The sequence below is a fragment of the Burkholderiales bacterium genome, from assembly GCA_015075645.1.
Lineage (GTDB): Bacteria > Pseudomonadota > Gammaproteobacteria > Burkholderiales > Casimicrobiaceae > VBCG01.
This window is the reverse complement of record JABTUF010000003.1, coordinates 86040-108870: the sequence shown is the minus strand read 5'-3', so window position 1 is coordinate 108870 and position 22831 is coordinate 86040. Positions and strand designations below refer to the sequence as shown.

Here is a 22831-nt window from a genome sequence, read left to right as displayed (position 1 = left end):
TACCGAACGCCTGTCCCGGCGGAACGTAACAACAGGTAACATGGCCGACGCCCCCTTGGTTCCTGTCGGCTACAGTGCCCCATGGCCGCCTCGGCGACAGCACCGCCCGATCTCGTCCGGGAAGAACTCGGACGGCTGATGGACAGCGAGTCGATGCGGCGCGCGCCCAGCCATGCGCGCCTGCTGCGCTACCTGGTCGAGCGGCGGGTGGCGGGCGACGAAACGGCATTGCGTGAGACTTCGATCGCACTGGAGGTCTTCCGGCGCGATCCCGCGACCTACGATCCGCGCACCGACCCGATCGTCCGCGTCAGCGTGCGGCGCCTGCGCGACCGGCTCGAAGCGCACTATGCGCACTACGATGCGCCACCCAAGCTTCGCATCGTGCTGCCGCGCGGAGGCTACGCTCCTGAGTTCGTGCCGCTGCCGGGTGCGTCGGCGGCTCCGGCGGGACTCGCCGTCCTTCGCACGCGCAACCTGACCGGCGAGGACGCGTTCGATCCGATCGCTCACGGCTTCGCCGAACAGCTCGCCGACCGGCTGGCCCATGCCGGACTGCCGCGCGTCGTCGCGCGTGCCTCGGTCGATCGGGCTCAGGCGACCACCGACGACCCGCGCGCGCTGGGATCGGGACTCGGCGTGCCGTGGCTCCTCGACTCGACGCTCGCGCGCGAGCCGCAGAACGCGCTGCGCCTGTCGGCGCGACTGCTCGCGTCCGACGGGGCGGTGCGCTGGGTCGAGACCGCCGTGGCGAACGACGGCGACCGTTACCGTCTCGTCGATCGGATGCTCGACTCGGTTGCGCTGCGCGTGCTCGACACCCTGCCCGGGGGTGCGCGTGCGCTCCCCGCCGCGGCGCAGGCGGACGCGCTGCCCGATGCCGCACGCACCGCGCTTTTGAGGTCGCGGATGATGCTCATGCAGCGCTCCGTGCCCGCCACCGACGAGGCGCTCGCGCTCGCCGAGACGACGGCGTCGTCGCATCCGCGGTCGGCCGACGCCTGGGCGGCGCTCGCCGCCGCGCTCTACAGCCGGCTCTCGTTCTGCGACCGGGATCCGGAACCGCTCGCGGCGCGCGCGATCGAGGCGGCGACGCGCGCGCTCGCGCTCGATCCGGAGCACGTGGTCGCGCTTCGCACCCGGGCGATCTTCGTCGCCAAGGCCGACGGCGATTTCGACGCCGCACGGGATCTCTTCGAACGGGCGTTGCGCTCGTTGCCGAGCGACACGTCGACGCGCCTCAACTACGCGGAACTGCTGACCTACGCCGGCCGGTTCGACGAGTCGCTCGTCCAGTTGAACCTCGCGCGCGCGCATGATCCGCTGTCGTCGTCAGTGCACATCGCCCGCGCGGCGTGCCTGTACCTCCAACGCCGATACGAGGATGCGGACGAGGCGTGGCTGCTGTGCCGCGCGTCGGGGGACACGAGCCTTTGGACCGTCGCCGGGCGGGGCATGAACGCCCTCGCCGCCGGACGTCTCGACGACGCGCAGGCGATGATCGGCGAGGCGCTCGCGCAGGCGCCCGGCCAGCCGCGCCTCGTCGTCTGGCAGGCCTGCATTCACGCCGCGCGCGGCGAGCACGATCGCGCGCTGGCGTGCGAACGCGAGTGCGCCAAGCAATCTCCATGGCTCTCGCCGGCGCATCGCGCGATGCCCGCGGCGATTCGCCGCGACCGCGAGACCACGCTGCGTCTGATCGCCGAGGCGCTCGACCGCCGCGACCTGGGGCTGCCGTTCGTGTCGATGGACCGCGCGCTCGACTGGCTGGCAGGGGACCCGGACTACGAGCGGCTGAGGCAGCGCTCGCCGATGTGGGCCGCGCGCGCGGCCCGGATCAGTCCGGTTCCGGACCGCCCGTAGCCCCGGGCTACTGCCCCTTCGTCTGGTCGAAGGTCCCGCGCCAGCCGGCGTCCGCCGATGTCGATGCGCCCGCGGGCTCCAGCACCGCGATCGCCTCGACCTCGATGCGCGCGCCGCGCGGCAGCGCCGCGACCTGGTAGGTCGAGCGTGCCGGATACGGCTCCCGGAAGCACGCGCCCATGATCTCGTTGACCTTCGCGAAGTCGCCCAAGTCGGTGAGGAGGATCGAGAGCTTCACGATGTCGTCGAGAGCACCGCCCGAGGCCGCGAGCACCGCGCGCATGTTGTCGAACACGCGCTTCGCCTGCGCCTCGATTCCGCCCTCGACGATCTGCATCGTCGTGGGGTCGAGCGGGATCTGGCCGGACATCCACAGCGTGTGGCCGCTGCGGATAGCCTGCGAATAGGGGCCGATGGCGGCGGGGGCGTCGGGGCTCTGGACGGCGTGCTTGGTCATGGCGGGGCTCCGGGTCGGAACGCCGAGTCTAGCAGGGGCATAATGCGCACTTCGGGAGGGAGTCACGATGGCCGTCATCACCTGCATCGAGGACCTGCGCGTCCTCGCCAAAAAGCGCGTGCCGCGCATGTTCTACGACTACGCCGACACCGGCTCGTGGACCGAGAGCACCTACTTCGCGAACGAGTCGGACTTCCGTCCGATCCGGCTGCGGCAGCGCGTCGCGGTCGACATCGACAAGCGCTCGGTCGCCGCGAAGATGATCGGCGTCGATGTCGCGATGCCGGTCGCGATCGCGCCGGTGGGCTCGACCGGCATGCAGCACGCGGACGGCGAGATCCTCGCCGCGCGCGCGGCGCAGAAGTTCGGCATCCCGTTCACGCTCTCGACGATGAGCATCTGCTCGATCGAGGACGTCGCGCAGGAGGTGGGCTCGCCGTTCTGGTTCCAGCTCTACGTGATGCGCGACCGCGGCTTCACCGAGCGGCTCATCGACCGCGCGAAGGCCGCCGGCTGCGGCGCGCTGGTGCTGACGCTCGACCTGCAGATCCTCGGGCAGCGCCACAAGGATCTCAAGAACGGTCTGTCGATCCCGCCCAAGCCGACGTTGCGCAACCTCGCGAATCTCGCGACCAAGCTCGGCTGGTGCATGCAGATGGCCGGCACGAAGCGCCGCGCGTTCCGCAACATCGTCGGCCACGTCGAGGGCGTGAACGACATGAGCTCGCTCTCCGAGTGGACCGCGCGCCAGTTCGACCCGCGTTTGAACTGGAGCGACGTCGAGTGGATCAAGCGCCGCTGGGGCGGCAAGCTGATCCTGAAGGGCATCCAGGACGTCGAGGACGCGCGCATCGCGGTCGACACCGGTGCGGATGCGCTCATCGTCAGCAACCACGGCGGGCGCCAGCTCGACGGCGCGGAATCGTCGATCCGCGCGCTGCCCGCGGTCGTCGACGCGGTCGGCTCGAAGATCGAGGTGCACATGGACGGCGGCGTCCGCTCGGGACAGGACGTGTTCAAGGCCTGGGCGCTCGGCGCGCGCGGCGTGTACCTCGGGCGCGCGATCGTTTACGCGCTCGGCGCGATGGGCGAGGCCGGCGTGACCAAGGCGCTCGAGTTGATCCGCAACGAACTCGACCTCACGATGGCGTTCTGCGGCAAGACGCGGCTCTCCGACGTCGGGCCGGACGTCATCCTGCCGGGGACCGCCCCATCACGCTGATCGCCCCCAGGCGGACACGCCAAAGCGCAAGGCGTGGCGGTCGAGCCCGCCCCGAACGCGGGACCCGGAACTCCCGCTGCGGCGGTTGCGCGAATCGACCGGCGGGCCGGCCGGCGCGAGATGCCCGGACCAACGATTCGAACCGCCGAGCCGAACCGCGCTCCGATGCCCCCGGGCGGTTCCGCGCCGTTTGCCGGCGCTCCCCATCACCGCTATAATGGAGGGCTCACGTGGGGACGTAGCTCAGCTGGGAGAGCGTCGCGTTCGCAATGCGAAGGTCGGGAGTTCGATCCTCCTCGTCTCCACCAACCCAATTCTGCGCCTCGGAGCCCGCATCCTGCGGGCTTCTTCGCGAAAGCGGCCACCAATCTGGGGGGCTGCCTGAGGGGACAGCCCCGCTCCGCGCATGTCCCATCGGCAGATCGGCGGTCAGAGGGGTCCGGCTCGAATGAAGGCGAGCGTCGCCGCTTCGGAACCGATGCAGTTGCGGCTCCGCGAATGTATGGGTGCCCGGACCGGGTTCAATCGAGTCTGACCCCATTGACCCGCCCGCGCTCCTAGCGCTTCCGGTCGCGCCACGCGAGCGCCGCGTTCAAGCCCTCCTCGCGCCGGATGCGGTCGAACTCGGCGCGCTCCGCGCCGCCGGCCGCCTCGATGTAGATGTCGAGTTCGAGCGCGGAAGCGAGCGCCTCGCGCAGGCCCATGGCGTCGTAGCTGCGGTTGATCGCGAGCTTGGACAGGCGCACGGCTTCCGGCGCCGCCGCGGCCATCGACCGCGCGAGCGCGCGCGCGCGCTCGAACTCCTCGCCGTCGGGCACGACCTGGTTGACGATCCCGAGCGCGAGCGCGCGCTCCGCCGTGATCCGGTCGTCGCCGGTCAGGAGCAGTTCCTTGGCGGCCTTGGGTCCCGCGACCCACGGCAGCAGCAGCGCGACCGCCCCCGATCCGAACTTCACTTCGGGCGAGCCGAACTTCGTCGACTGCGCGGCGACCGTCACGTCGCAGGCGAGCGCGAGTTCGAACGCGCCGCCGATGCAGTAGCCGTGCACCGCGGCGATCGTCGGCTTCGGCGCGTGCCAGAACGCCATGATGAAGTCGAAGTCGGCCTCGAGCACCTCGCGCCACTGCGCGAGCCCGCGCTGGCCCGCGGTGGCCGCGCCCGCCTTGAGGTCGAAGCCGGCCGAGAACGCGCGGCCCGCGCCGCGGACCACGATCGCCGACACCGCGTCGTTCGCGCAGAGTTCGTCGAGCGCGGCCCGGGTCTCCCGCACCAGCACGACGTCGAACGCGTTCAGCACCTTCGGACGGTTGAACGTGAGGACGGCGATGCGTTCCGCGATCTCCACCTCGATCGTGTCGTAGCTCATGGTCTGCGGCTCCACGCCAATGATCGTCAGGACACGCCGAGGCGGTCGAGCGCGCGCCACAGCGCGATCGCCGAGGCGACGCCCGCTGCCTTCAGCGGGTGGAACGGAATCGGCCGCACCGGCGTGACCGGAAGCACGGCGTCGTAGTCCGGATCGAGCGCGAGCTTCGCGAGTTCGCCGCCCATCGCGGTCTGCCACGCGACGCCGCGGCCCTGGCAGCCGATCGCCGCGAGCAGGTCGGGGCGCGGCCGATGCAGCCGCGGCAGGTAGTCGACGTGCACCGCGACGCGTCCGCCCCAGCGGTGGGTGATCGGCAGGTCCGCCAGCGCGGGGAAGTGGCGCCGGACGTGGGCGGCGAGGTGCTCCCAGTCGCTCGCATCGCGCGTGTCGCGGTAGGGCCCGCGTCCGCCCATCAGCAGCCGCCCGTCGTCGTCGAGCCGCCAGTAGCGGATCACGCGCCGGGTGTCGGCGAGCGTCTCGCCGTTCGGCAGGAACCTCGCGCGCAGCGCGGCCGGAAGCGGCGCGGTCGCGATCTGCAGCGAGTTGAGCGAGACGATCGAGCGCGCGAGCCCGGGCACGAGGCCGTCGGAGTACGCGTTGGTGGCGACGATCGCGGTCGTCGCGCGCACGCGCGCGCCCGAGGCGGTGGCCGCGCGCCAGCTCCCGCCGTCGCGCGCGAGTTCGATCACCCGCGCGCCGCGGTACAGCTTCGCCCCGGCGGCGAGCGCGACACGCGCGAGTTCGCGCGCGTAGGAGAGCGGCTGCAGCGCGCCCGCGCGGTGGTCGACGAACGCGCCGAGGTAGAGATCGGTGCCGGCGATCGCCGCGGTCCGCGCACGGTCGAGATACTCGACCCTCGCACCGCACCGCTGCCAGTCGTCGACGCGTCGCCGCGCGCGCAGTGCGGCAGGCTCCGAATGGATGCCCTGGATCCATGGGACGCGGCGCGCGCCGCAGCGCAGCCCGTGGCGCGCGACCAGGTCGAAGACCACGTCGGCGGTCGCGCCGGCGAAGCGCCAGAGGCGCTCGCCCCGCTCCGGGCCGAACATCGCCTCGAGTTCGGCGGGATCGTGCTTGAGGCCCGGGATGACCTGACCGCCGTTGCGGCCGGACGCGCCGAAGCCCGGCTCGTGGGCGTCGAGCACGACGGTGTCGACACCGGCCTGCGCGAGGTGCAGCGCCGCCGACAGCCCGAGGTAGCCCGCGCCGACGATGAGCACGTCCGCGCGAACCTCGCCGTCGAGCCCCGGGACCGCGGGCGCGGCGACCGCGGTCTCCTCCCAGACGTTCGCCTCGCGCGCCTCGCGCAGGGACGCCATGGCGTGCGATCAGTAGCTCGGCGGCGTGATCGCCCAGATCACTTCCGCTTCCTCGGCGTCGGGATTGCGGTAGCGGTGCTCGAGCGTGCTCGGGAAGCCGAAGCTGTCGCCGGCTTCGAGCAGGAACACCTTGCCGTCGACCCACAGTTCGAGCTTGCCGCGGATCACGACGCCGGCCTCCTCGCCGTTGTGCGCGTACGGCGCCGCGCCGGACGACGCGCCGGGCGGAAACCGGCTCGCCAGGAGTTCGAGCTGGCCTTCGAGCGTGGGACTCAGCAGTTCGTCGACGATCCCCGCGGAGAAGTCCAGCCTGCGCCGGCGGTTGCGCCGGACCACGTAGTCGCGCTCCCCCGGGGGGATTTCACCCGCATCGAAGAACCAGCTGATCGTCACGCCGAGCGCGCGGCTGATCGCGTGCAGCGCGTTGATCGACGGCGTCGCGAGGTCGCGCTCGAGCAGGCTCAGGTAGCCGACCGACAGCTCGGTCTTGCCGGCCAGCACCGCCAGCGTGTAGCCGCGCGCCTTGCGCAGGCCCCGGATCTCGCGGCCGAGGTGGCGGACCGGGTCGGGGGCGGCCGGCGCGGGGCGGCGCGAGGCCTTCGCGCGGGGGCGTGGCGCATGGTGCGGCGCGGCAACGGTCGACATTTTGTCCAGTTAAAAAAAGTGGCTGGAATTTATATTGACGAAAAACCGGCCCCAGTATAGTTTGCGCTGGCTTCGGCGTGCAACCGGGGGAGCGTGGGTATGTCCGACCGCTACGACGCCATCGTCCTCGGTGGCGGCCACAACGGACTGGTGTGCGGCAGCTATCTCGCGCGCGCGGGGCTCCGCACCGTCGTGCTCGAACGCCGCCACGTGATCGGCGGCGCCGCGGTGAGCGAAGAGATCGTTCCCGGCTTCAGGTTCAGCGTGTTCAGCTACCTGATGAGCCTGCTGCACCCGAAGGTGATCGCGGACTTCGACCTCCGCAACCACGGCTTCGAGGTCCTGCCGGCGACCGACATGTTCGGTCCGCTGCCCGGCGGCGACCACATCGTGTTCAGCGACTCGGTCGAGAAGACGCAGAAGAGCTTCGCGCGCTTCTCGGCGAAGGACGCGGCCGTCTATCCGGCGTTCGACCGCTACCTGATGGAATCGGTGGTGATCCTGCGCAAGGTCCTGCTGGACACGCCGCCCGACCCCTCGTGCCGCGACTGGAAGGCGTTCAGGCAAACCGCGTCGTTCCTGTGGAAGTACCGGCGCGTGCGCGGCAAGCTCTTCCGGCTCATCGATCTGTTCACGATGAGCGCCGACGACTACCTGTCGGAGTGGTTCGAGAGCCCGGTCGTCAAGGCGGTGCTCGCCTACTACTGCGGCATCGGCACCTTCGTCGGGCCGCGAAGCCCGGGCTCGGCCTACGTCGTCTCGCACCACCTGATGGGCGAGCACGCGGGCGCGGGCGGCTGGGGCTTCATCCGCGGCGGCATGGGCACGATCACGCAGGCGATCGCGTCCTACGGCCGCACGAAGGGGCTCGAGATCCGGACCGACGCGGAGGTCATCGGCATCGACACCGCCGACGGCAAGGTCACCGGCGTGACGCTCTCCGACGGCAGCCGCCTCCACGCGCCGATCGTCGCGAGCAACGTGTCGGCGAAGCTCACGTTCCTGAAGTTCCTGCCGCGCACCGCGCTCCCCGCCGAGTTCGTGCGCGACATCGAGACCTATCGCACCTACTCGACCGCGTTCAAGCTCAACATCGCCTGCGAGCGCCTGCCCTCGTTCACGTCGTTCGACCCCGCGGCCTGCGGCTTCGCCTACCCGACCTACACCCACATCGGCCCGACGATCGACTACCTGGAGCAGGCCTACCAGGACGCCCGGGCGGGCGACTGGTCGCGCGATCCGTTCGTCACCGTGGTCACGCCGAGCTACGTCGACGACACGGTGAGCCCGCCGGGCAAGCACGTCGTGCATCTCTTCGGCGGGCACGCGCCCCACACGCTGCGCGACGGCGACTGGCCCTCGCGCAAGGAGGCGTTCGCGAAGAACGTGCTGCGCATCGTCGATGAACACGCGCCGGGATTCTCGGACGGCATCATCGGCATGCAGGTGCTGACCCCGCCCGACATCGAGGCGATCATCGGCTCGCCGCACGGCCACATCTTCCACGGCGAACTGCAGGTCGACCAGTTGTTCTTCGCGCGCCCGGCGCCGCACTACGCCGACTACCGGAGCCCGATCCGCGGTCTCTACCAGTGCGGCTCGTCGGCGCATCCGGGCGGCGGGGTGGGCGGCGTGGCCGGCCACAACGCGGCGCGCGAGATCCTGAAGGACCGCGTGCGATGACGCCCACCGGCGGCAGGCTCGGGACCGTCGCGCTGCTTCTGCCCGCCGCGCTGGTCGGCCTGCTCGCGTTCATCGTGCCGCTCGTGCGACTCGTCGGACTGAGCTTCTCGGCGCCGGCGGGGCCGCTCGACGCCTACGCGCACGTCCTCGGCGACGACATCTACCGGCAGGTGTTCGCCAACACGCTCGTGATCGCCTTCACGGTCACGTTGATCGCGCTCCTGATCGCCTTTCCGATCGCCTTCGCGCTCACCCGCCTTCAGGGCGGCTGGCGGACCCTCGTGTTCGCCTGCGTGCTCCTGCCGCTGTGGATCAGCGTGCTGGTGCGCACCTTCTCGTGGATGCTGGTCCTCGAGCGCAACGGCCCGGTCAACCGGCTCCTGGTCGGAAGCGGGCTCATCGACGCGCCGCTCTCGCTGCTGTTCAACCAGACCGGCGTGCTGATCGGCATGGTGCACGTGCTGCTGCCCTACTCGGTGCTGCCGATCTACGCGGCGCTCGCGCGCGTCGACCCCTCGCTGCTGCGGGCGAGCGAGGGTCTCGGCGCGTCGGCGGTCACGACCTTCCTGCGCGTGCTGCTGCCGCTGTCGTCGCGCGGCGTCGCGACCGCCGCGACGTTCACGTTCCTGCTGTCGCTCGGCTTCTTCGTCACCCCGGCGCTCCTGGGCGGCGCGTCGAGCATGACGCTGTCGATGCTGATCGACAGCTTCGTGAGCGACCGTCTCGACTGGCCGCTCGCCGCCGCCGCGTCGGTGGTGCTGCTCGTCGCCGCGCTCGCGATCGTCGCGGTGGCGAGCCGGTTCATCCGTGTCAGCAACCTCGCCCGGGTCCACCGATGAGCGGCCGGCTCGCGCTCAACGGGTTCGTCGCGCTGGTGGTGGCGTTCGTCGTGCTGCCGATCATCGCGATCGTCCCGGCGGCGTTCAGCGCGCAGAGCTTCATCCGCCTGCCGCCCGAGGCGTGGTCGCTGCGCTGGTGGGACGCGTTCTTCCGCGACGCCTCGTGGCGGGTGACGCTGGTGACGAGCCTCCAGGTCGCCCTGCTGACGACGTCCGTCTCGGTCGTCTTCGGCACCGCGGCGGCGATGGGCATCGCGCGCTCTACGGCGCGCGCGCAGGCGCTGCTGACCGGACTCTTCCTCGGGCCGGTGGTCACGCCGGCGATCGTGCTCGCGGTCGCGCTCTACAGCATGGCGCGCGCCACCGGGCTCGTGTCGACGGTGACCGGGCTCGTCCTCGCGCACTCGATGCTCGCGCTGCCGTTCGTCGTGCTGAACGTCGGCGTGTCGCTCTCCTCCCTCGATCGGCGGCTGACGATGGCCGCGGCGGGCCTCGGCGCGGACGATTTCCACGTCTTTCGCACGGTGACGCTGCCGCTCATCCTGCCCGGCGTCGTCGGCGGCGCGGTGTTCGCGTTCGTCACCTCGTTCGACGAGGTGGTGCTGTCGATCTTCCTCGCCGGTCCGACGGTCAAGACGCTGCCGGTGCGCATCTGGGAGGAGATCCGCGTCGAGTACACGCCGGTGGTGGCGGTCGGCGCGACCGTGATGCTCGCGCTCGCGCTCCTCGCGGCGGCGACGAGCCGACTCGTCGGTCGAAGGAGCCGCGCGTGAGCGAGGTGCGCTTCTCGGGCGTCAGCAAGGCGTTCGGCGCGGTGCAGGCGCTGCACCCGACCGACCTCGAGATCCGGGCCGGCGAGTTCCTGACGCTGCTCGGACCCTCGGGGTCGGGCAAGACGACGCTCCTCAACATCTGCGCCGGCTACCTCGCCCCGAGCGGCGGACGCCTCCTCGTCGGCGGGCGCGACGTGACCGGACTGCCGCCCCGCCGGCGCAACATGGGAATGGTGTTCCAGAACTACGCGCTGTTCCCGCACATGAGCGTGGCGCAGAACGTGGCCTACGGCCTCACGGTGCGCCGCCTGCCGAAGCCGGAGATCGCGCGGCGCGTCGACGAGGCGCTGCACATGACGCGGCTCGACGGCTACGGCGGACGCGCGATCCGGGAACTCTCCGGCGGCCAGCAGCAGCGTGTCGCGCTCGCCCGCGCGATCGTGATCCAGCCGGACATCCTGCTGATGGACGAGCCGCTCGGCGCGCTCGACCGCCAGCTCCGCAAGGAGGTGCAGCTCGAGATCCGCCGCATGCACGCCGCGAAGCCGCGCACGACGATCTACGTGACGCACGACCAGGAGGAGGCGCTCGTCATGTCCGACCGGATCGCGGTGATGCGCGCCGGGCGCATCGTGCAGGTCGGCACGAGCGTGGAGCTCTACGAGCGTCCGGTCGACACGTTCATCGCGCGCTTCGTCGGCGAGTCGAACCTGCTCGAAGGCAGCGTCGCCGCACTCGCGGGCGGGCGCGCGGCGCTCTCGGTCGAGCGCCTCGCCGCACCGCTCAAGGGCCGTGCGGCGGAGGGCCTGCGGATCGGCGGTCCGGCGTCGGCGCTGCTGCGGCCGGAAGCGGTGCGCGCAGAGGCCGGCGGCCTGCCGGCGCGCATCGTCGAGCGCGTGTACCTGGGGGAACTCGTCGCGGTGCGCCTCGCGCTCGCGAGCGGGCACGAATTGTGGTCGCGTCGACTCGCCGGCGAGTGGGCCGGCGGCGACACCGTGGAGGTCGGCTGGGATGCGGGCGCGGTCTCGATCCTGCCGAATGCGTCGTTCGAAAGTTGAGCCAGGAGGAAGCCATGCAGAGGAAAAGACGGTTGCTGCTGTCGCTCGGTGCCGCGTCGCTCGCGAGCGGGACGCTCGGCCTCCCGGCCGGCGTCGCGCGCGCCCAGGGGCGGCCGCTCACGTTCTGTTCGTGGGGCGGCGCGCTCTCGGATCTCGAGAAGACGGCGTTGCTCGAGCCGTTCGCGAAGCTGAAGAAGATCGACATCGCGTTCGCGTCGCCGACCAACTACGCGAAGATCAAGGCGATGGTCCAGGCGGGCGCGCCGGAGTGGGACCTGGTGAACGTCGGCGGTCGTTTCATCGACCAGGGCAAGGACGTGCTCGAAACGCTCGACATGAGCCTCATCCCCAATGCGAAGGCGCTCGATCCGGGCTGGGTCACGAGCCGCGGGATCTTCACCTCGACCGGGGCCACGGTGGTGGCCTGGAACACCAAGGCGTTCCCGGCCAACAAGGGGCCGTCGTCGTGGAAGGAGTTCTGGGACGTCAAGGCGTTCCCCGGCCCGCGCGGCCTGTACAAGCAGCTCTACTACAACTACGAAGCGGCGCTGCTCGCGGCCGGCACGCCGCGCGACCGGATCTATCCGGTCACCGACGACAAGATCAAGCTCGTGTTCGAGAAGCTGCGCGAGATCAAGCCGCACGTGAAGGTGTGGTGGACCGCGGGCGCGCAGCCGCCGCAACTGCTTTCGAGCGGCGAACTCGCGCTGTCGTCGGCCTGGAACGGACGCATCCTCGCCGTGATGAAGGAGAACGCGCCGGTCACGATGACCTTTTCCGACGGCATCGCCTGGGGCAATGCGTGGGTGGTGCTCAAGGGCTCGCCGCACGCGAAGATCGCGATGGAGGCGATCAACTACGCCGTCTCCGAGGAAGCGCAGCTGCGCCTGCTCGAGGTGGGGACCTACGGCCCCTCGCTCGGGTCCGCGGCGGCACGGGCCACGCCCGAGCAGCAGAGGATCCTCGTCACCTCGCCGCAGAACGCGCGCCAGATGCTGATCATCAACGAGTCGGAAGCGGCGCGGTACTCGGCGAAGTACGAAGACGAGTGGAACCGGTTCATGCTCGGCTGACCGATGCCGCAGCACGCCCTCGCACCGCTGCTGGCCCCGCGCTCGATCGCACTGGTCGGGGCCAGCCAGCGGGCGAACACGCCCGGGCACGACATGGTGCGGATGCTCGCGCGCGGCGGGTTCCGCGGCACGGCGCACGCGGTCAACCCCGGCTACGACGCCATCGAAGGCATGCGCTGCGTGCCGGCGTTGAGCGACCTGCCCTCCGCGCCCGACCTCGCGGTGCTGTCGGTGCGCAACGACCGCCTCGAGGACACGCTGCGCGAAACGATCGCGGTCGGCGCGCGTTCGGCGGTGATCTTCGCCTCCGGCTACCTCGCCGGCGATCGCGCGCCGCCGCTCGCCGAACGGCTCGCGGCGATGGCGCGCGCGGCCAATCTGCCGATCTGCGGCGGCAACTGCATGGGGTTCTACAACGACCTCGACCGGGTCTGGATCTGCGGCTTCCCGAGCCCGCGCGAACCGCGGCCCGGCGCCATCGCGCTGATCGCGCATTCCGGCAGCGTGTTCGGCGCGCTCGCGCACAACGATCCGCGGCTCGCGTTCGCGCTCACGATCTCGCCGGGCTCGGAGCTGACGACCACCGTCGCCGACTACATCGACTACGCGCTCGAACGCCCGGAAGTCAAGGTGATCGGCCTCTTCCTCGAGACCGCGCGCGACCCGGCGGGATTCTCGGCCGCGCTCGCGAAGGCGGCGGAGCGCGGCGTGCCGGTCGTCGCGCTGAAGCTCGGGCGAACGGCGAAGGCCGCCGCCGCCGCGCTCACCCACACCGGCGCGATGGCGGGGAGCGACCTCGCCTACGAAGCGCTGTTCGACCGCCACGGCGTCGTGCGCGTCGAGACGCTCGACGAACTCGCCTGCACGCTGCTGCTCCTCTCGACCGGGCGGCGCGCGGCTCCCGGGGCGCTGGTGTCGATCCATGACTCCGGCGGCGAGTGCGAGATGTTCATCGATCTGGCCGATCGGGCGGGCGTGACGTTCGCCCCGCTCGCGGAGACGACGCGGCAGGCGATCGCGGCGCGGCTCGACCCGGGACTCGTCGCCACCAACCCGCTCGACGCCTGGGGCACCGGAGCCGATTTCAGCGCGTCGTTCGAGGCATGCTTTCGCGACCTCGTCGCCGACGAGGGCGCCGCGCTCGGCGTGTTCGTCAACGACATCCGCGACCGCTACTACCTGAGCGACGGCTTCGCGCGCGCGGCCGCGGCCGCCGCCGCGACCACGGAGAAGCCGGTCGCGTTCGTCACCAACTACACGCAACTGCGACACGACGACGTGGCGATGCGGCTCACGCAGGCCGGCGTTCCGGTGCTCGACGGCACGGCCAACGCGCTCGCGGCGATTCGCGGCGCGCTCGCGTTGCGCGACTTTCGCGCGCGGCCATCCGATCCGCTCCCCGACGCGGGTACGGCGGACACCCGCCGCGCGGCGCGAGAGCGCATCGCCGCCGGCGGATTGGACGAAGCCTCGGGTCTCGCGATTCTCGCGGCGTACGGCGTGCCGGTGGCCGCGCACGAAGTCGTGGACGCCGAGGACGCCGCCGCGGCCGCCGCGGCGCGCATCGGCTATCCGGTGGCGCTCAAGACCGCGATGCAGGGGGTGCTGCACAAGACCGAGGCGCACGGCGTCCATCTCGCGCTGGCCGGCGAGGACGCGCTGCGGCGCGCGTGGCGCGATCTCGCCGCGCGGCTCGGACCACGCGCGATCGTCGCGGCGATGCTGCCGCCCGGTGTCGAGATCGCCCTCGGGATGATCCGCGACCCGCAGTTCGGGCCGGTGGTGACCGTGGGCGCCGGCGGTGTGCTGGTCGAACTCTTGCGCGACCGGCGCGCCGCGCTGGCGCCGTTCGGCGTCGCCGCCGCCACCCGGATGCTCGACGGTCTCGCGATCCGGCGCCTGCTCGACGGGCATCGCGGCGCGCCGGCGGTCGACGTCGGCCGTCTCGCGCTGGCTGTCAGCCGCTTCTCGATGCTCGCCCACGACCTCGCCGACGTCGTGGCCGAGATCGACGTCAATCCGCTCGTCTGCGGCCGCGACCTCGCCGCCGTCGATGCCCTCGTCGTACCTCGCTCCTGACCGGCCCGCATGGATCTCACGCTCCCCGCCGAAGACCTCGCCTGGCAGGCGCGCGCCAGGACGTTCGCCGAGACCGTGCTGTTCCCGCACGAACTCGCGCTGGAACTCGACGGCGCGCTGCCGCAGACGACGAAGGACCGATTGCGCGACGCCGTCGTCGAGCATGGATTCAACGCCATCAACCACGCGCGCGAGGTCGGCGGGCAGGGCTTGACCCAGTTGCAGCAGACGCTCGTCAACGAGGAACTCGGCAAGGCGACCGGCGCGCTGTGGGCGGTCGTCTGGCATCCGGCCGTGCCGCTCAGACACGGGACCCCCGCGCAGATCCGCGACTACCTGACGCCGAGCTGCCTCGGCCGGCGGCGCGCGTGCGTCGCCGTGACCGAACCGGATGCGGGATCCGACACCGGGCTCATCCGCACTTCCGCCGTCCGCCGCGGCGACGGCTATCTCATCTCCGGCGAGAAGTGGTTCGTCACCAGCGCGGACGCCGCCGACTTCATCATCGTGCACGCGCTCGTCGACGGCGACCCGGCGCGGCCCACGCTCTTCCTCGTGGACAGCGACGCCGCGGGCATCACCGTCAAGCGCGAGCCGAAGTTCACCCACACCTACGTGTTCGGGCACCGCGAACTCGTGTTCGACGAGGTCGCGGTCGGTGAGGACCGCGTGCTGGGCGGCGTCGGCCAGGGCCTCGAACTCACCAAGGACTGGTTCGTCGAGGCGCGGCTGCAGATCGCCGCCAACTGTCTCGGCGCGTCGATCCGCGCGTTCGAGCTCGCCAACGCCTGGGCGTCGAAACGCGTACAGTTCGGCGTCCCGATCCGGCGCCACCAGGCGATCGAGTTCATGCTGGCCGACATGTCGGTCGAGATCATGGCGGCGAAGAGCATGATCTACCGGGTCGCGTGGCAGATCGACCAGAAGATCGACCGCAAGGTCGCGCACGCGCACGCCAGCGTGATCAAGCTCCACGCCTCCGAGATGGCCGGCCGCGTGCTCGACAAGGCGGTGCAGATCTTCGGCGGTCGCGGTTACATGCGCGAGAACGCGGTCGAGCGCCTGAGCCGCGACGTGCGCGTCGACCGCATCTGGGAAGGCACTTCCGAGATCCAGCGCGCGATCATCGGCGGACAGCTCGAACGGCGCGGTCCGCAGCTCTTCACGGGATGGCATCGATGAACCTCATCAAGCGTTCGCCCTACCACCACAAGTTCGTCGCGGCGGGCGCGACCTTCGTCGACCGGCTGGGGTTTCCCTCGCCGATGAGCTTCACCTCGACCGAGCGCGAGCACCGCGCGACCCGCGAGGCCGTGGGCGTGTTCGACGTCTACTACCAGGTCGCGGTCGAGGTCGCCGGGACGGACGCCGCGTCGTTCCTGCAGACGGTGGTCGTCGCCGACGCGGCGGGGCTGCCGGTGCATCGCGCGCTCTACACGTCGCTGTGCGCCGAAGCCGGCGGCATGATCGACGACCTCACCTGCTTTCGCCTCGCGCCGGACCGCTACTGGCTCTTTCCCACGCCCTCGCGCGTCGACGCGGTGCTCGCCACGCTCGACGCCGCGCGCGCGGGTCACGCGGTCGTGGTCACCAACCTCGGCTACCGCAACGCCTACCTGTCGATCCAGGGCCCGCAGTCGCGCGCGCTGCTCGCGGCGCTGACCGACGCCGACCTGTCCACGCCGGCGCTGCCGTACTACGCGTTCACCTTCGCGCGGGTGGCGGACGTGCCCGAGGTCCTCGTGTCGCGCACCGGCTACTCGGGTGAACTCGGCTACGAGATCTTCTACCCGGTCGAGTACGCCGAGCACGTCTGGGATCGCGTGTTCGAGGCCGGCGCGAGCCTCGGCGCCGAGCCCTGCGGACTCGGGGCGCTGCGCACGCTGCGGCTCGAAAAGAAGTACGTGCTCTACGGGCTCGACGCGAACGAGACGACCACGCCGCTCGAGGCCGGCCTCGCGTGGACGGTCAAGTTCGACAAGCCGTGCTTCGCGGGCAAGGCGGCGCTCGAAGAGCAGCGCATGACCGGGCCCGCGCGGCGGCTGGTGCAGATCGAGTTGCCGACGCTCGACGCCGTGCCGCCGATCGGGGCGCGGATCGTCGCCGACGGCGAGGAGGCCGGAAGCGTCACGTCGGCCGACCGCGGCTACACGGTGGGCAGGGCGCTCGCGCTCGCGTACGTCGCGAGCGCGCACGCGACGGCGGGCCGCGAGGTGGACGTGGCGTGGTCCGACGCCACGGTGCGCGGCCGCATGCACCTGCGGCCGATCTACGATCCGGAAGGCCGGCGCCTGCGCACCTGATGGCCGATGGCCGCGTGGTAACGTCGCGCCCGTGAGCGATCACGACACGCGTGCTCGCGCGAACCGCGCCGGCATCCTGGCGATGGTCGCGGCGATGGGCTTCTTCGTCGTCAACGACACGCTGGTCAAGGTCGTCAGTCAGAGCCTTCCGGCCGCGCAGCTCATCTTCATCCGCAGCGCGATGGCCTCGCTGCTGGTGCTGACCGTCGTGCTGGCGACCGGAGCGCGCTCGCACATCCGCGAGATCGGGCGCGGCTGGGTGCTCGTCCGCGCGGGCCTCGACGCGGTCTCGACGCTCCTCTTCCTCGTGTCGCTGTTCCACCTGCCGATCGCCACCGCGACGTCGATCATCTCCTCCGCGCCGCTCGTCATCGCGCTGCTCGCGGCATTCACCCTCGGCGAGCGGGTGCCGGCAGCGGTGTGGCTCGCGACGGCCGCCGGCTTCGGCGGCGTGCTGATGATCGTCCAGCCGGACGCGGGAGCGCTCAACCCCTACGCCGCGGTGTGCTTCGCGTCCACCTGCATCGTCGCGGTGCGCGACCTCATCACGCGGCGCGTGCGCGATGCGGTACCCTCGATCGTCATCACGCTGTCGACGGCGCTCGCGGTGACGCTGCTCGCGCTCGTGCTGTCGGCGTTCGAGGGCTGGCGGCCGATCGGCGCGCGCGATCTCGCGATGCTGGCAGCCGCGGCGATCTGCCTCGCGGGGGCCTACGTGATGATCGTGCGCAGCACGCGGCGCGGCGACCTCTCGGTGGTGGGCCCGTTCCGCTACTCGCAACTGCTGTTCGCGGTCGTCGTCGGCTACCTCGTCTGGGGGGACGTGCCGAACCCGCTCGCGTGGTGCGGCCTCGCGCTCCTGGTCGTTTCGGGCGTCCACGTGCTGCGCGCGAGCCGAAGACCGGGCGTCAGCTCCCGCCCCGGCGATTGACGCGGATTGCAGGTGCGCGGGCGGTGCACGGCCGGCGCCCCGCGCCGGCGACCCGTCGCTACTTGCGCCCGTATCCGTACGGACTCCAGTCGGGTCCGATCCGGGGCGGCGTCGGAAAATTGCCCGGCGGCGGCGGCGAAGGCGTCGTCCACTCGAGCGAGCGCGAGCCCCAGGGATTGTCACCGGCCTTCGGACCACGCAGCAACCCGTCGATCCAGCTCCAGAGCACGACCACCGATCCGATCAGGATCACGACCGCGCCCCCCGACATGAACGCCTGCAGCCCGGCGACCTGCGGGAACTGCTCGAAGTCGAAGTAGCGCCGCGGCATGCCGTACAGGCCGGCGATCATCATCGGAAAGAACACCAGGTTGATCCCCGCGAAGGTGAACAGGAACCCGATCCAGCCCAGCGCTTCGTTGTACATGCGCCCGGTCATCTTGGGGAACAGGTAGTAGATCGACGCGAAGATCGCGAAGGTCCCGGACACCGCCATCACGTAATGGAAATGGCCCGGGATGAAATAGGTGTCGGAGAGGTTGAGGTCGAGCGAGGCCATCGCCAGCGGAATCCCGGTGAGCCCGCCGATCAGGAACGTGAAATTCACCGCCAGCGCGTAGAGCATCGGCGTGCGGAAGCTGATGGAGCCCCGGTACAGCGTACCGAGCAGACTGATCATCAGGAGTCCGACCGGCACCGAGATGAGGAGCGTCGTGACCATCTGTCCCAGGCGCAACCAGTCGGGCATGCCGGCCGTGTAGAGATGATGCACCCAGACCTCGCCCGACAACAGCAGCACGCCGCCGATGCCGCCGTACACGGCGGCCTTGTAGTTGAACACGCGGTTGCGCGCGAACGAGGCGATGATGTCGAACGTGATGCCGATGAACGGCAGCAGGATCACGTACACGGCCGGATGCGAGTAGAACCAGAACAGGTTCTGGTAGATGAGCACGTCGCCGCCGTTCGCCGGATTGAAGAAATGCGTTCCCAGATACTTGTCGAACGCGAGCATCGTCACCGCGACGCCGAGCACCGGAACGAAGATCAGCTGGATGATGAACGCCGCGACGATCGACCACACGTACATGTTGAGCTGGTTCCAGCCCATGCCCGGAGCCCGCAGGTAGGTGACGGTGGTCAGGAAGTTGACGGCGCCGAGAATCGAGGAGAAGCCGATCAGCAGCACGGTGAACGTGTAGAACGCGGTGTTGCCGGCGGTCTTCAGCGAGTAGGGCGGATAGCCGGTCCACATGAGGTCGGGCGGGTCGGGAACGACGAACGTCAGCAGCGCCATCACGATGCCGGCGAAGAAAAGCCACACCGAAAGCGCATTGAGGCGCGGGAACGCGACGTCGCGCGCGCCGATCATCAGCGGCACGCAGTAGTTCGCGAGGTAACCGGTCAGCGCCGGAATCTGGAACCCCAGGATCATCGCCGCGCCGTGGAAGTACAGCCAGACGTTGTAGTCGCTCGGGTTCGCCGTGAGGTCCGGACCCGGACTGTGCAGTTCGTAGCGCATCAACATCGCCATGATCCCGGCGACCGTGAACGCCGCGAGTGCGCCGATCAGGTAGAGGACGCCGACCCGCTTGTGGTCGGTGGTGAAGATCCATGCCTTCCACGAGAACGCCATCGCTCAGCCTCCCGGCGTCGCCGACTTCGCGTCGGCGACCTTCTTCGCCTCGGCGTCGTACCACGCGGCGAATTCCGCCGGCGGAACGACGACGACCTTGCCGAACATCTTCGAGTGCATCATGCCGCAGTACTCGGCGCAGGTCGCGATGTACTCGCCGGTCTTCTGCGGGTAGAACCACAAATAGGTCACCCGCCCGGGCATGCTGTCCTCCTTCACCCTGAAGTCGGGCAGGTAGAACGAATGGACGACGTCGATGGCCGTCATCCGCAGCATGACCGGCCTGCCGGCGGGCACGCGAAGCTCGTTGGTGACCTGCACGCCGTTGGGGTAGGTGAAGTCCCAGCGCCACATCGCCGACTCGAGTTTGATCTCCAGCCGGTCGGCCGGAACCTCGCGATACCAGTTCCAGAGCTGCCAGCTGCGCGCGGCCAGAAACAGGTCGTCCGCCATGAACACGAATACCGGAATCACGACCCAGCCGACGGCCGCCATCTTCGACAGCGGCGGTCCGTCGCCCTCTTCGTCGGTCGAGCGGCGGCGATAGCGCAGCATGAAGACGAGGCCGACCAATGCGAACACCGCGAAGATGACGCCCACGTCGAGCAGGTAGTCGCGCCACAACCGATCCCACCCCGCCGCCGGGTCGTTGATCGCCGCGGTCGCGACCGAGGGCATGGCCAGGGCCGGGATCACCCATCGTGCTGCGGGCCGGAGACGTCGAGGGACTGGACTAGGCACCGTGGGCCTCCTTGCGGCGAAAACGGCGGAACAGCGAGAACGCCGCGACGATCGCGGCGAACCCGAGCGTGAGCGACCCGGCGGCGATGAACAACGGGGCGTTGAGCACGTACCGGCCGTCCTTGTAGCTGTAGCTGAAGCAGACGCCGGAGAGGATGTCGAGTACCCGCGTGGACTCGGAGACACGGCCCCAGTCGCTCTCGATCATGGCGAGTTCGACGTCGCGCTTCCCGATGCTGGCGGCGGGCAGATAGCGGACGACGCGTCCCTCCGGCGAGAGGACGATCAGCACGTTGGGGTGCAGGAACATCCGGTCGCGGACCGACCAGAAGTATCGGTAGCCGACCGACTCGGCGATTCGACGTATGTCGTCGCCCTGCTCGAACAACGCGAAGCGCCACCCGCGTGCCGCTTCGCGCTCGAGTCCGACGGTGCGCACGAAGCCGCGAACCGAATCCGGCCGATCGCGCCGGTCGAACGAGAGCGTCAGCACGCGGAAGTCTTCGCCGGGCAGGAACCGATCGACTTCGCCGATCGCCTGGGCGAGCCGGCGGTTCACTGTCGGACAGGCCCCGTCGCAGCTGTAATACGAGAGGAGCAGCAGCAACGGCTTGCCGAAGAGTTCGCCCAGCACGAACGTGCGTCCCTGTTCGTCGACGAGCCGGAGATCGCCGCCGATCGGCGTTCCGAGGTGGCGGGACTCGTCGATCGAGAGCACCGCCGGGTCGATGTGGGAGTCGGGCGTGCGCCCGTACTGCGCCTCGACGACGCCAGCGGTGGCACCGATCAGGCTCAGGACCGCAGCCACGAATCGCGCGCTCCGACCCCGCGCCACCGCCCGTGTCCCTCGCATCACCAGAAGTAGACCTGCGAGACGACGAACAGCCACACGATGTCGACGAAATGCCAGTACATGCCGCCGGCCTGGACGAACGTCCGGTTGGTGCGTCCGGCGACCGCCGGCAGCAGGATCGCGACGAAGATCCCCAGGCCGACGATGACATGGGCCGCGTGGAAACCGGTGATCGCGTAGAACGACGTGGAGAACGCGTTGGTCCCGAACGTGAATCCGGCGCCGATCAGCAGGCTCCATTCGTAGGCGGACAGCGCGACGAACGCCGCGCCCAGGAGCATCGTCAGCGAAAGCCAGCCCGTGAAGCCAGCGCGGCCCGGCCGCTCGTGCGCGACCTCGGCGGTGTGATAGGTGAAGCTCGAGGCGATGAGGAGCACGGTCATCACCAGAGGAATCGCGCGTGGCATCGGCACCGAGCCCGCCGGCGGCCAGACCGGGGCCGACAGCCGCATGAACCAATACGCGGCGAAGAATCCGACGAAGATCAGCGCCTCCGCCAGGATGAACCAGGGCATCGCCGGCACCGCGAGCCCCTCTCCGGGTCCACCGATCGCCTCGCGAACCCAGCCGACGATGCTTGCGACGACCAGCGGAACGCCGACGCCGAGCAGCAGGATCGCCATCAACGACCTGCCGTAGACGAAGTGCATGGAGAACGCGAGCGGTCCGACGGCCAGGATGCCCACGGTCATGATGAACGGCCAGGGACTCGTCTCCCAGTGCAGCCCCCCCGCGGCCGCAACGCCGTGCGTCGCGTGCAACGCGCCCCCTCCGCCTGCAGCGACATCGGACATGCGCTCCTCCCTGTCTGATCCCCGGGGCCGATGTCGGCGCCTGGCCCGCAGTTTCGCTGGAGTCTAGGCGTGGACGACCGTCGGTCGGCCGCGGCGAAGCGCAACGGTGACGCAGATCACCGTTCCACGCCTCCCGGATCACGCGGCAGCCCGGCCTCCGGCGCCGGCATGCGGCCGAGCGCGGCCAAGCGATCGGCATCGAGGATGCGTACGCTCCGGCCCCGGACTTCGAGAAGGCCGTCGCGCTCGAGGCGGGCGAACAGCCGGCAGACGGTCTCCTTGGCGAGCCCGAGAAATCGTCCGATGGCGCGCCGGGACATGCTCAGAGGGATCTGCGTGCCGGAATAGCCGCGACGGCGGATGCGGTCCGAGAAATCCATGAGGAAGATCGCGAGCCGCTCCTCGGCGACGGCGATCGCCAGCCGGGAGCGCAGCGACTGGTCGTGCAGGATCTGCTGACTCATGATCCGGACCAACTGCCGCTGGACCGTGGGAACGCGCGCGCCGATCGCCTCGAGACGGTCGAACGGGACCTCGCACAGACTCGTGGCCTCCAGCGTACGCGCGCCGAAGCGATGCACGCCGGCGCCGATCGCGTCGAGCGCAAGCAGCTCCCCGGGCAGATGAAACGCGACGACCTCGCGGCGCGCGTCCGCCTCGATCGTGTAGGTCTCGACCGAACCGGCGCGCACGGCGAGCACCGATCCGAATCGATCGCCGGGGCGGAACAGATGCGCGCCTTTGGGCAGGAGTCTCGGGCGCTTGATGATCCGATCGAGCAGGTCGAGATCCGCACTGCCGGTGCCCACCGGGAGGCACAGCCGGAAGAGCGTGCAATCGCGGCAGGCGACCAGTGCCGACGGCACCGACGTGACGGCCGCCGGCGAGCTCGGCCGGCTCTCGTCGGCGTCTCGACATCCCTGGACCGGCGCCCGCATGGGAGTACCCGTCCGGCGACGCGCCGGCGACCTTCGCGCACGCACCTTGCCCGAACCTCGCGGTCCATCCCCCACCGGGCTTCTCCCCCGCCAGTTGCCACGCCGGCCGAGGCCTCGGCCCGACCCGCCGTGGCGGCAAGCCTACCCGCGATCCGGTCGGGCGCGCCACTCCGGGCGAGGGGCGGCGCCGGCCCGCGAGACGCCCGTGTGTGAACCGGCCGAGTCACCACCTCCGGCTCACGCCGATTCGAGTCGTC

At 70.4% G+C, this 22831-nt stretch carries 20 protein-coding genes and 1 tRNA gene; 12 read left to right on the top strand and 9 right to left on the bottom strand.

Translation table 11 applies throughout. The annotated features are described in order from the left end of the window. Positions 1-81: 81 nt before the first annotated feature. A complete protein-coding gene (locus HS109_07405; GenBank protein ID MBE7522196.1) occupies positions 82-1863 on the top strand; it encodes a tetratricopeptide repeat protein in 1782 nt (593 codons plus the stop codon). A gap of 7 nt (positions 1864-1870) precedes the next feature. Here the strand turns inward: HS109_07405 and HS109_07400 are convergent, their stop codons facing one another. Beyond that, a complete protein-coding gene (locus tag HS109_07400; protein MBE7522195.1) occupies positions 1871-2320 on the bottom strand; it encodes a RidA family protein in 450 nt (149 codons plus the stop codon). 67 nt (positions 2321-2387) lie between these two features. On the opposite strand from HS109_07400, the gene HS109_07395 reads away from it, so the two are divergent. Together HS109_07395 and HS109_07390 are read left to right on the top strand one after the other, a co-directional pair. After that, a complete protein-coding gene (locus HS109_07395; protein ID MBE7522194.1) occupies positions 2388-3542 on the top strand; it encodes an alpha-hydroxy-acid oxidizing protein in 1155 nt (384 codons plus the stop codon). 232 nt (positions 3543-3774) lie between these two features. Then, a tRNA-Ala gene (locus HS109_07390) sits at positions 3775-3850 on the top strand. 249 nt (positions 3851-4099) lie between these two features. Here the strand turns inward: HS109_07390 and HS109_07385 are convergent. Genes HS109_07385 through HS109_07375 form a run of 3 tightly spaced genes read right to left on the bottom strand, consistent with a single transcriptional unit; the run spans position 4100 to position 6873 of the window. Further along, on the bottom strand, positions 4100-4909 hold the full coding sequence (locus HS109_07385; GenBank protein MBE7522193.1) for an enoyl-CoA hydratase/isomerase family protein: 810 nt from the start codon (positions 4907-4909) through the stop codon (positions 4100-4102). 26 nt (positions 4910-4935) lie between these two features. Then, positions 4936-6228, bottom strand: a complete 1293-nt coding sequence (locus tag HS109_07380) for an FAD-binding oxidoreductase (GenBank protein MBE7522192.1) — start codon at positions 6226-6228, stop codon at positions 4936-4938. 9 nt (positions 6229-6237) lie between these two features. Further along, the gene (locus tag HS109_07375; protein ID MBE7522191.1) at positions 6238-6873 is read right to left on the bottom strand and encodes a helix-turn-helix transcriptional regulator; all 636 of its coding nucleotides are present in this window, start codon (positions 6871-6873) and stop codon (positions 6238-6240) included. Positions 6874-6972: 99 nt separating this feature from the next. Here HS109_07375 and HS109_07370 point away from each other — a divergent pair, with 99 nt between their 5' ends. From HS109_07370 to HS109_07330, 9 genes are read left to right on the top strand one after another with little or no spacing between them, the layout of a single operon-like run. Continuing rightward, on the top strand, positions 6973-8556 hold the full coding sequence (locus tag HS109_07370) for an NAD(P)/FAD-dependent oxidoreductase (GenBank protein ID MBE7522190.1): 1584 nt from the start codon (positions 6973-6975) through the stop codon (positions 8554-8556). Then, complete coding sequence (locus HS109_07365) at positions 8553-9395, top strand: ABC transporter permease (GenBank protein MBE7522189.1); 843 nt, start codon at positions 8553-8555, stop codon at positions 9393-9395. The genes HS109_07370 and HS109_07365 overlap by 4 nt, the downstream gene beginning before the upstream one ends. Beyond that, entirely contained in the window at positions 9392-10168 is a 777-nt protein-coding gene (locus tag HS109_07360) for an ABC transporter permease (protein ID MBE7522188.1), read from the top strand. Before HS109_07365 ends, HS109_07360 begins: the two co-directional genes overlap by 4 nt. Beyond that, on the top strand, positions 10165-11226 hold the full coding sequence (locus HS109_07355) for an ABC transporter ATP-binding protein (protein ID MBE7522187.1): 1062 nt from the start codon (positions 10165-10167) through the stop codon (positions 11224-11226). The genes HS109_07360 and HS109_07355 overlap by 4 nt, the downstream gene beginning before the upstream one ends. A 14-nt stretch (positions 11227-11240) precedes the next feature. Beyond that, positions 11241-12299, top strand: a complete 1059-nt coding sequence (locus HS109_07350; protein MBE7522186.1) for an ABC transporter substrate-binding protein — start codon at positions 11241-11243, stop codon at positions 12297-12299. Positions 12300-12302: 3 nt separating this feature from the next. After that, a complete protein-coding gene (locus tag HS109_07345; GenBank protein ID MBE7522185.1) occupies positions 12303-14378 on the top strand; it encodes an acetate--CoA ligase family protein in 2076 nt (691 codons plus the stop codon). 9 nt (positions 14379-14387) lie between these two features. Continuing rightward, positions 14388-15560: an acyl-CoA/acyl-ACP dehydrogenase gene (locus HS109_07340; GenBank protein MBE7522184.1), complete on the top strand. Its 1173-nt coding sequence runs from the start codon at positions 14388-14390 to the stop codon at positions 15558-15560. Continuing rightward, positions 15557-16681, top strand: a complete 1125-nt coding sequence (locus HS109_07335; GenBank protein ID MBE7522183.1) for an aminomethyl transferase family protein — start codon at positions 15557-15559, stop codon at positions 16679-16681. Before HS109_07340 ends, HS109_07335 begins: the two co-directional genes overlap by 4 nt. Positions 16682-16712: 31 nt before the next feature. Next, positions 16713-17612 (top strand): DMT family transporter, encoded by a 900-nt coding sequence (locus HS109_07330; protein MBE7522182.1) that lies wholly within the window; start codon positions 16713-16715, stop codon positions 17610-17612. A gap of 58 nt (positions 17613-17670) precedes the next feature. Here HS109_07330 and HS109_07325 read toward each other — a convergent pair whose 3' ends face one another. From HS109_07325 to HS109_07305, 5 genes are all read right to left on the bottom strand, one after another. After that, positions 17671-19248: a cbb3-type cytochrome c oxidase subunit I gene (locus HS109_07325; GenBank protein MBE7522181.1), complete on the bottom strand. Its 1578-nt coding sequence runs from the start codon at positions 19246-19248 to the stop codon at positions 17671-17673. Between the two features lie 3 nt (positions 19249-19251). After that, positions 19252-19926, bottom strand: a complete 675-nt coding sequence (coxB, locus tag HS109_07320; protein MBE7522180.1) for a cytochrome c oxidase subunit II — start codon at positions 19924-19926, stop codon at positions 19252-19254. 55 nt (positions 19927-19981) lie between these two features. After that, positions 19982-20797, bottom strand: a complete 816-nt coding sequence (locus tag HS109_07315) for an SCO family protein (protein ID MBE7522179.1) — start codon at positions 20795-20797, stop codon at positions 19982-19984. A 44-nt stretch (positions 20798-20841) separates the two neighbouring features. Continuing rightward, positions 20842-21636 (bottom strand): heme-copper oxidase subunit III, encoded by a 795-nt coding sequence (locus HS109_07310; protein ID MBE7522178.1) that lies wholly within the window; start codon positions 21634-21636, stop codon positions 20842-20844. 116 nt (positions 21637-21752) lie between these two features. Next, positions 21753-22574 carry a helix-turn-helix domain-containing protein gene (locus HS109_07305; GenBank protein MBE7522177.1) on the bottom strand — a complete coding sequence of 274 codons (822 nt, stop codon included), beginning with the start codon at positions 22572-22574 and terminating at the stop codon, positions 21753-21755. Between the last annotated feature and the right edge of the window lie 257 nt (positions 22575-22831).

Coding starts and splice junctions, on each gene's coding strand:
- HS109_07395 (MBE7522194.1), top strand. CDS start 2,388: ATGGCCGTCATCACCTGCATCGAGGACCTGCGCGTCCTCGCCAAAAAG.
- HS109_07350 (MBE7522186.1), top strand. CDS start 11,241: ATGCAGAGGAAAAGACGGTTGCTGCTGTCGCTCGGTGCCGCGTCGCTC.
- HS109_07345 (MBE7522185.1), top strand. CDS start 12,303: ATGCCGCAGCACGCCCTCGCACCGCTGCTGGCCCCGCGCTCGATCGCA.
- HS109_07385 (MBE7522193.1), bottom strand. CDS start 4,909: ATGAGCTACGACACGATCGAGGTGGAGATCGCGGAACGCATCGCCGTC.
- HS109_07305 (MBE7522177.1), bottom strand. CDS start 22,574: ATGCGGGCGCCGGTCCAGGGATGTCGAGACGCCGACGAGAGCCGGCCG.
- HS109_07400 (MBE7522195.1), bottom strand. CDS start 2,320: ATGACCAAGCACGCCGTCCAGAGCCCCGACGCCCCCGCCGCCATCGGC.
- HS109_07365 (MBE7522189.1), top strand. CDS start 8,553: ATGACGCCCACCGGCGGCAGGCTCGGGACCGTCGCGCTGCTTCTGCCC.
- HS109_07310 (MBE7522178.1), bottom strand. CDS start 21,636: ATGTCCGATGTCGCTGCAGGCGGAGGGGGCGCGTTGCACGCGACGCAC.
- HS109_07405 (MBE7522196.1), top strand. CDS start 82: ATGGCCGCCTCGGCGACAGCACCGCCCGATCTCGTCCGGGAAGAACTC.
- HS109_07375 (MBE7522191.1), bottom strand. CDS start 6,873: ATGTCGACCGTTGCCGCGCCGCACCATGCGCCACGCCCCCGCGCGAAG.
- HS109_07325 (MBE7522181.1), bottom strand. CDS start 19,248: ATGGCGTTCTCGTGGAAGGCATGGATCTTCACCACCGACCACAAGCGG.
- HS109_07370 (MBE7522190.1), top strand. CDS start 6,973: ATGTCCGACCGCTACGACGCCATCGTCCTCGGTGGCGGCCACAACGGA.
- HS109_07340 (MBE7522184.1), top strand. CDS start 14,388: ATGGATCTCACGCTCCCCGCCGAAGACCTCGCCTGGCAGGCGCGCGCC.
- HS109_07360 (MBE7522188.1), top strand. CDS start 9,392: ATGAGCGGCCGGCTCGCGCTCAACGGGTTCGTCGCGCTGGTGGTGGCG.
- HS109_07380 (MBE7522192.1), bottom strand. CDS start 6,228: ATGGCGTCCCTGCGCGAGGCGCGCGAGGCGAACGTCTGGGAGGAGACC.
- HS109_07335 (MBE7522183.1), top strand. CDS start 15,557: ATGAACCTCATCAAGCGTTCGCCCTACCACCACAAGTTCGTCGCGGCG.
- coxB (MBE7522180.1), bottom strand. CDS start 19,926: ATGCCCTCGGTCGCGACCGCGGCGATCAACGACCCGGCGGCGGGGTGG.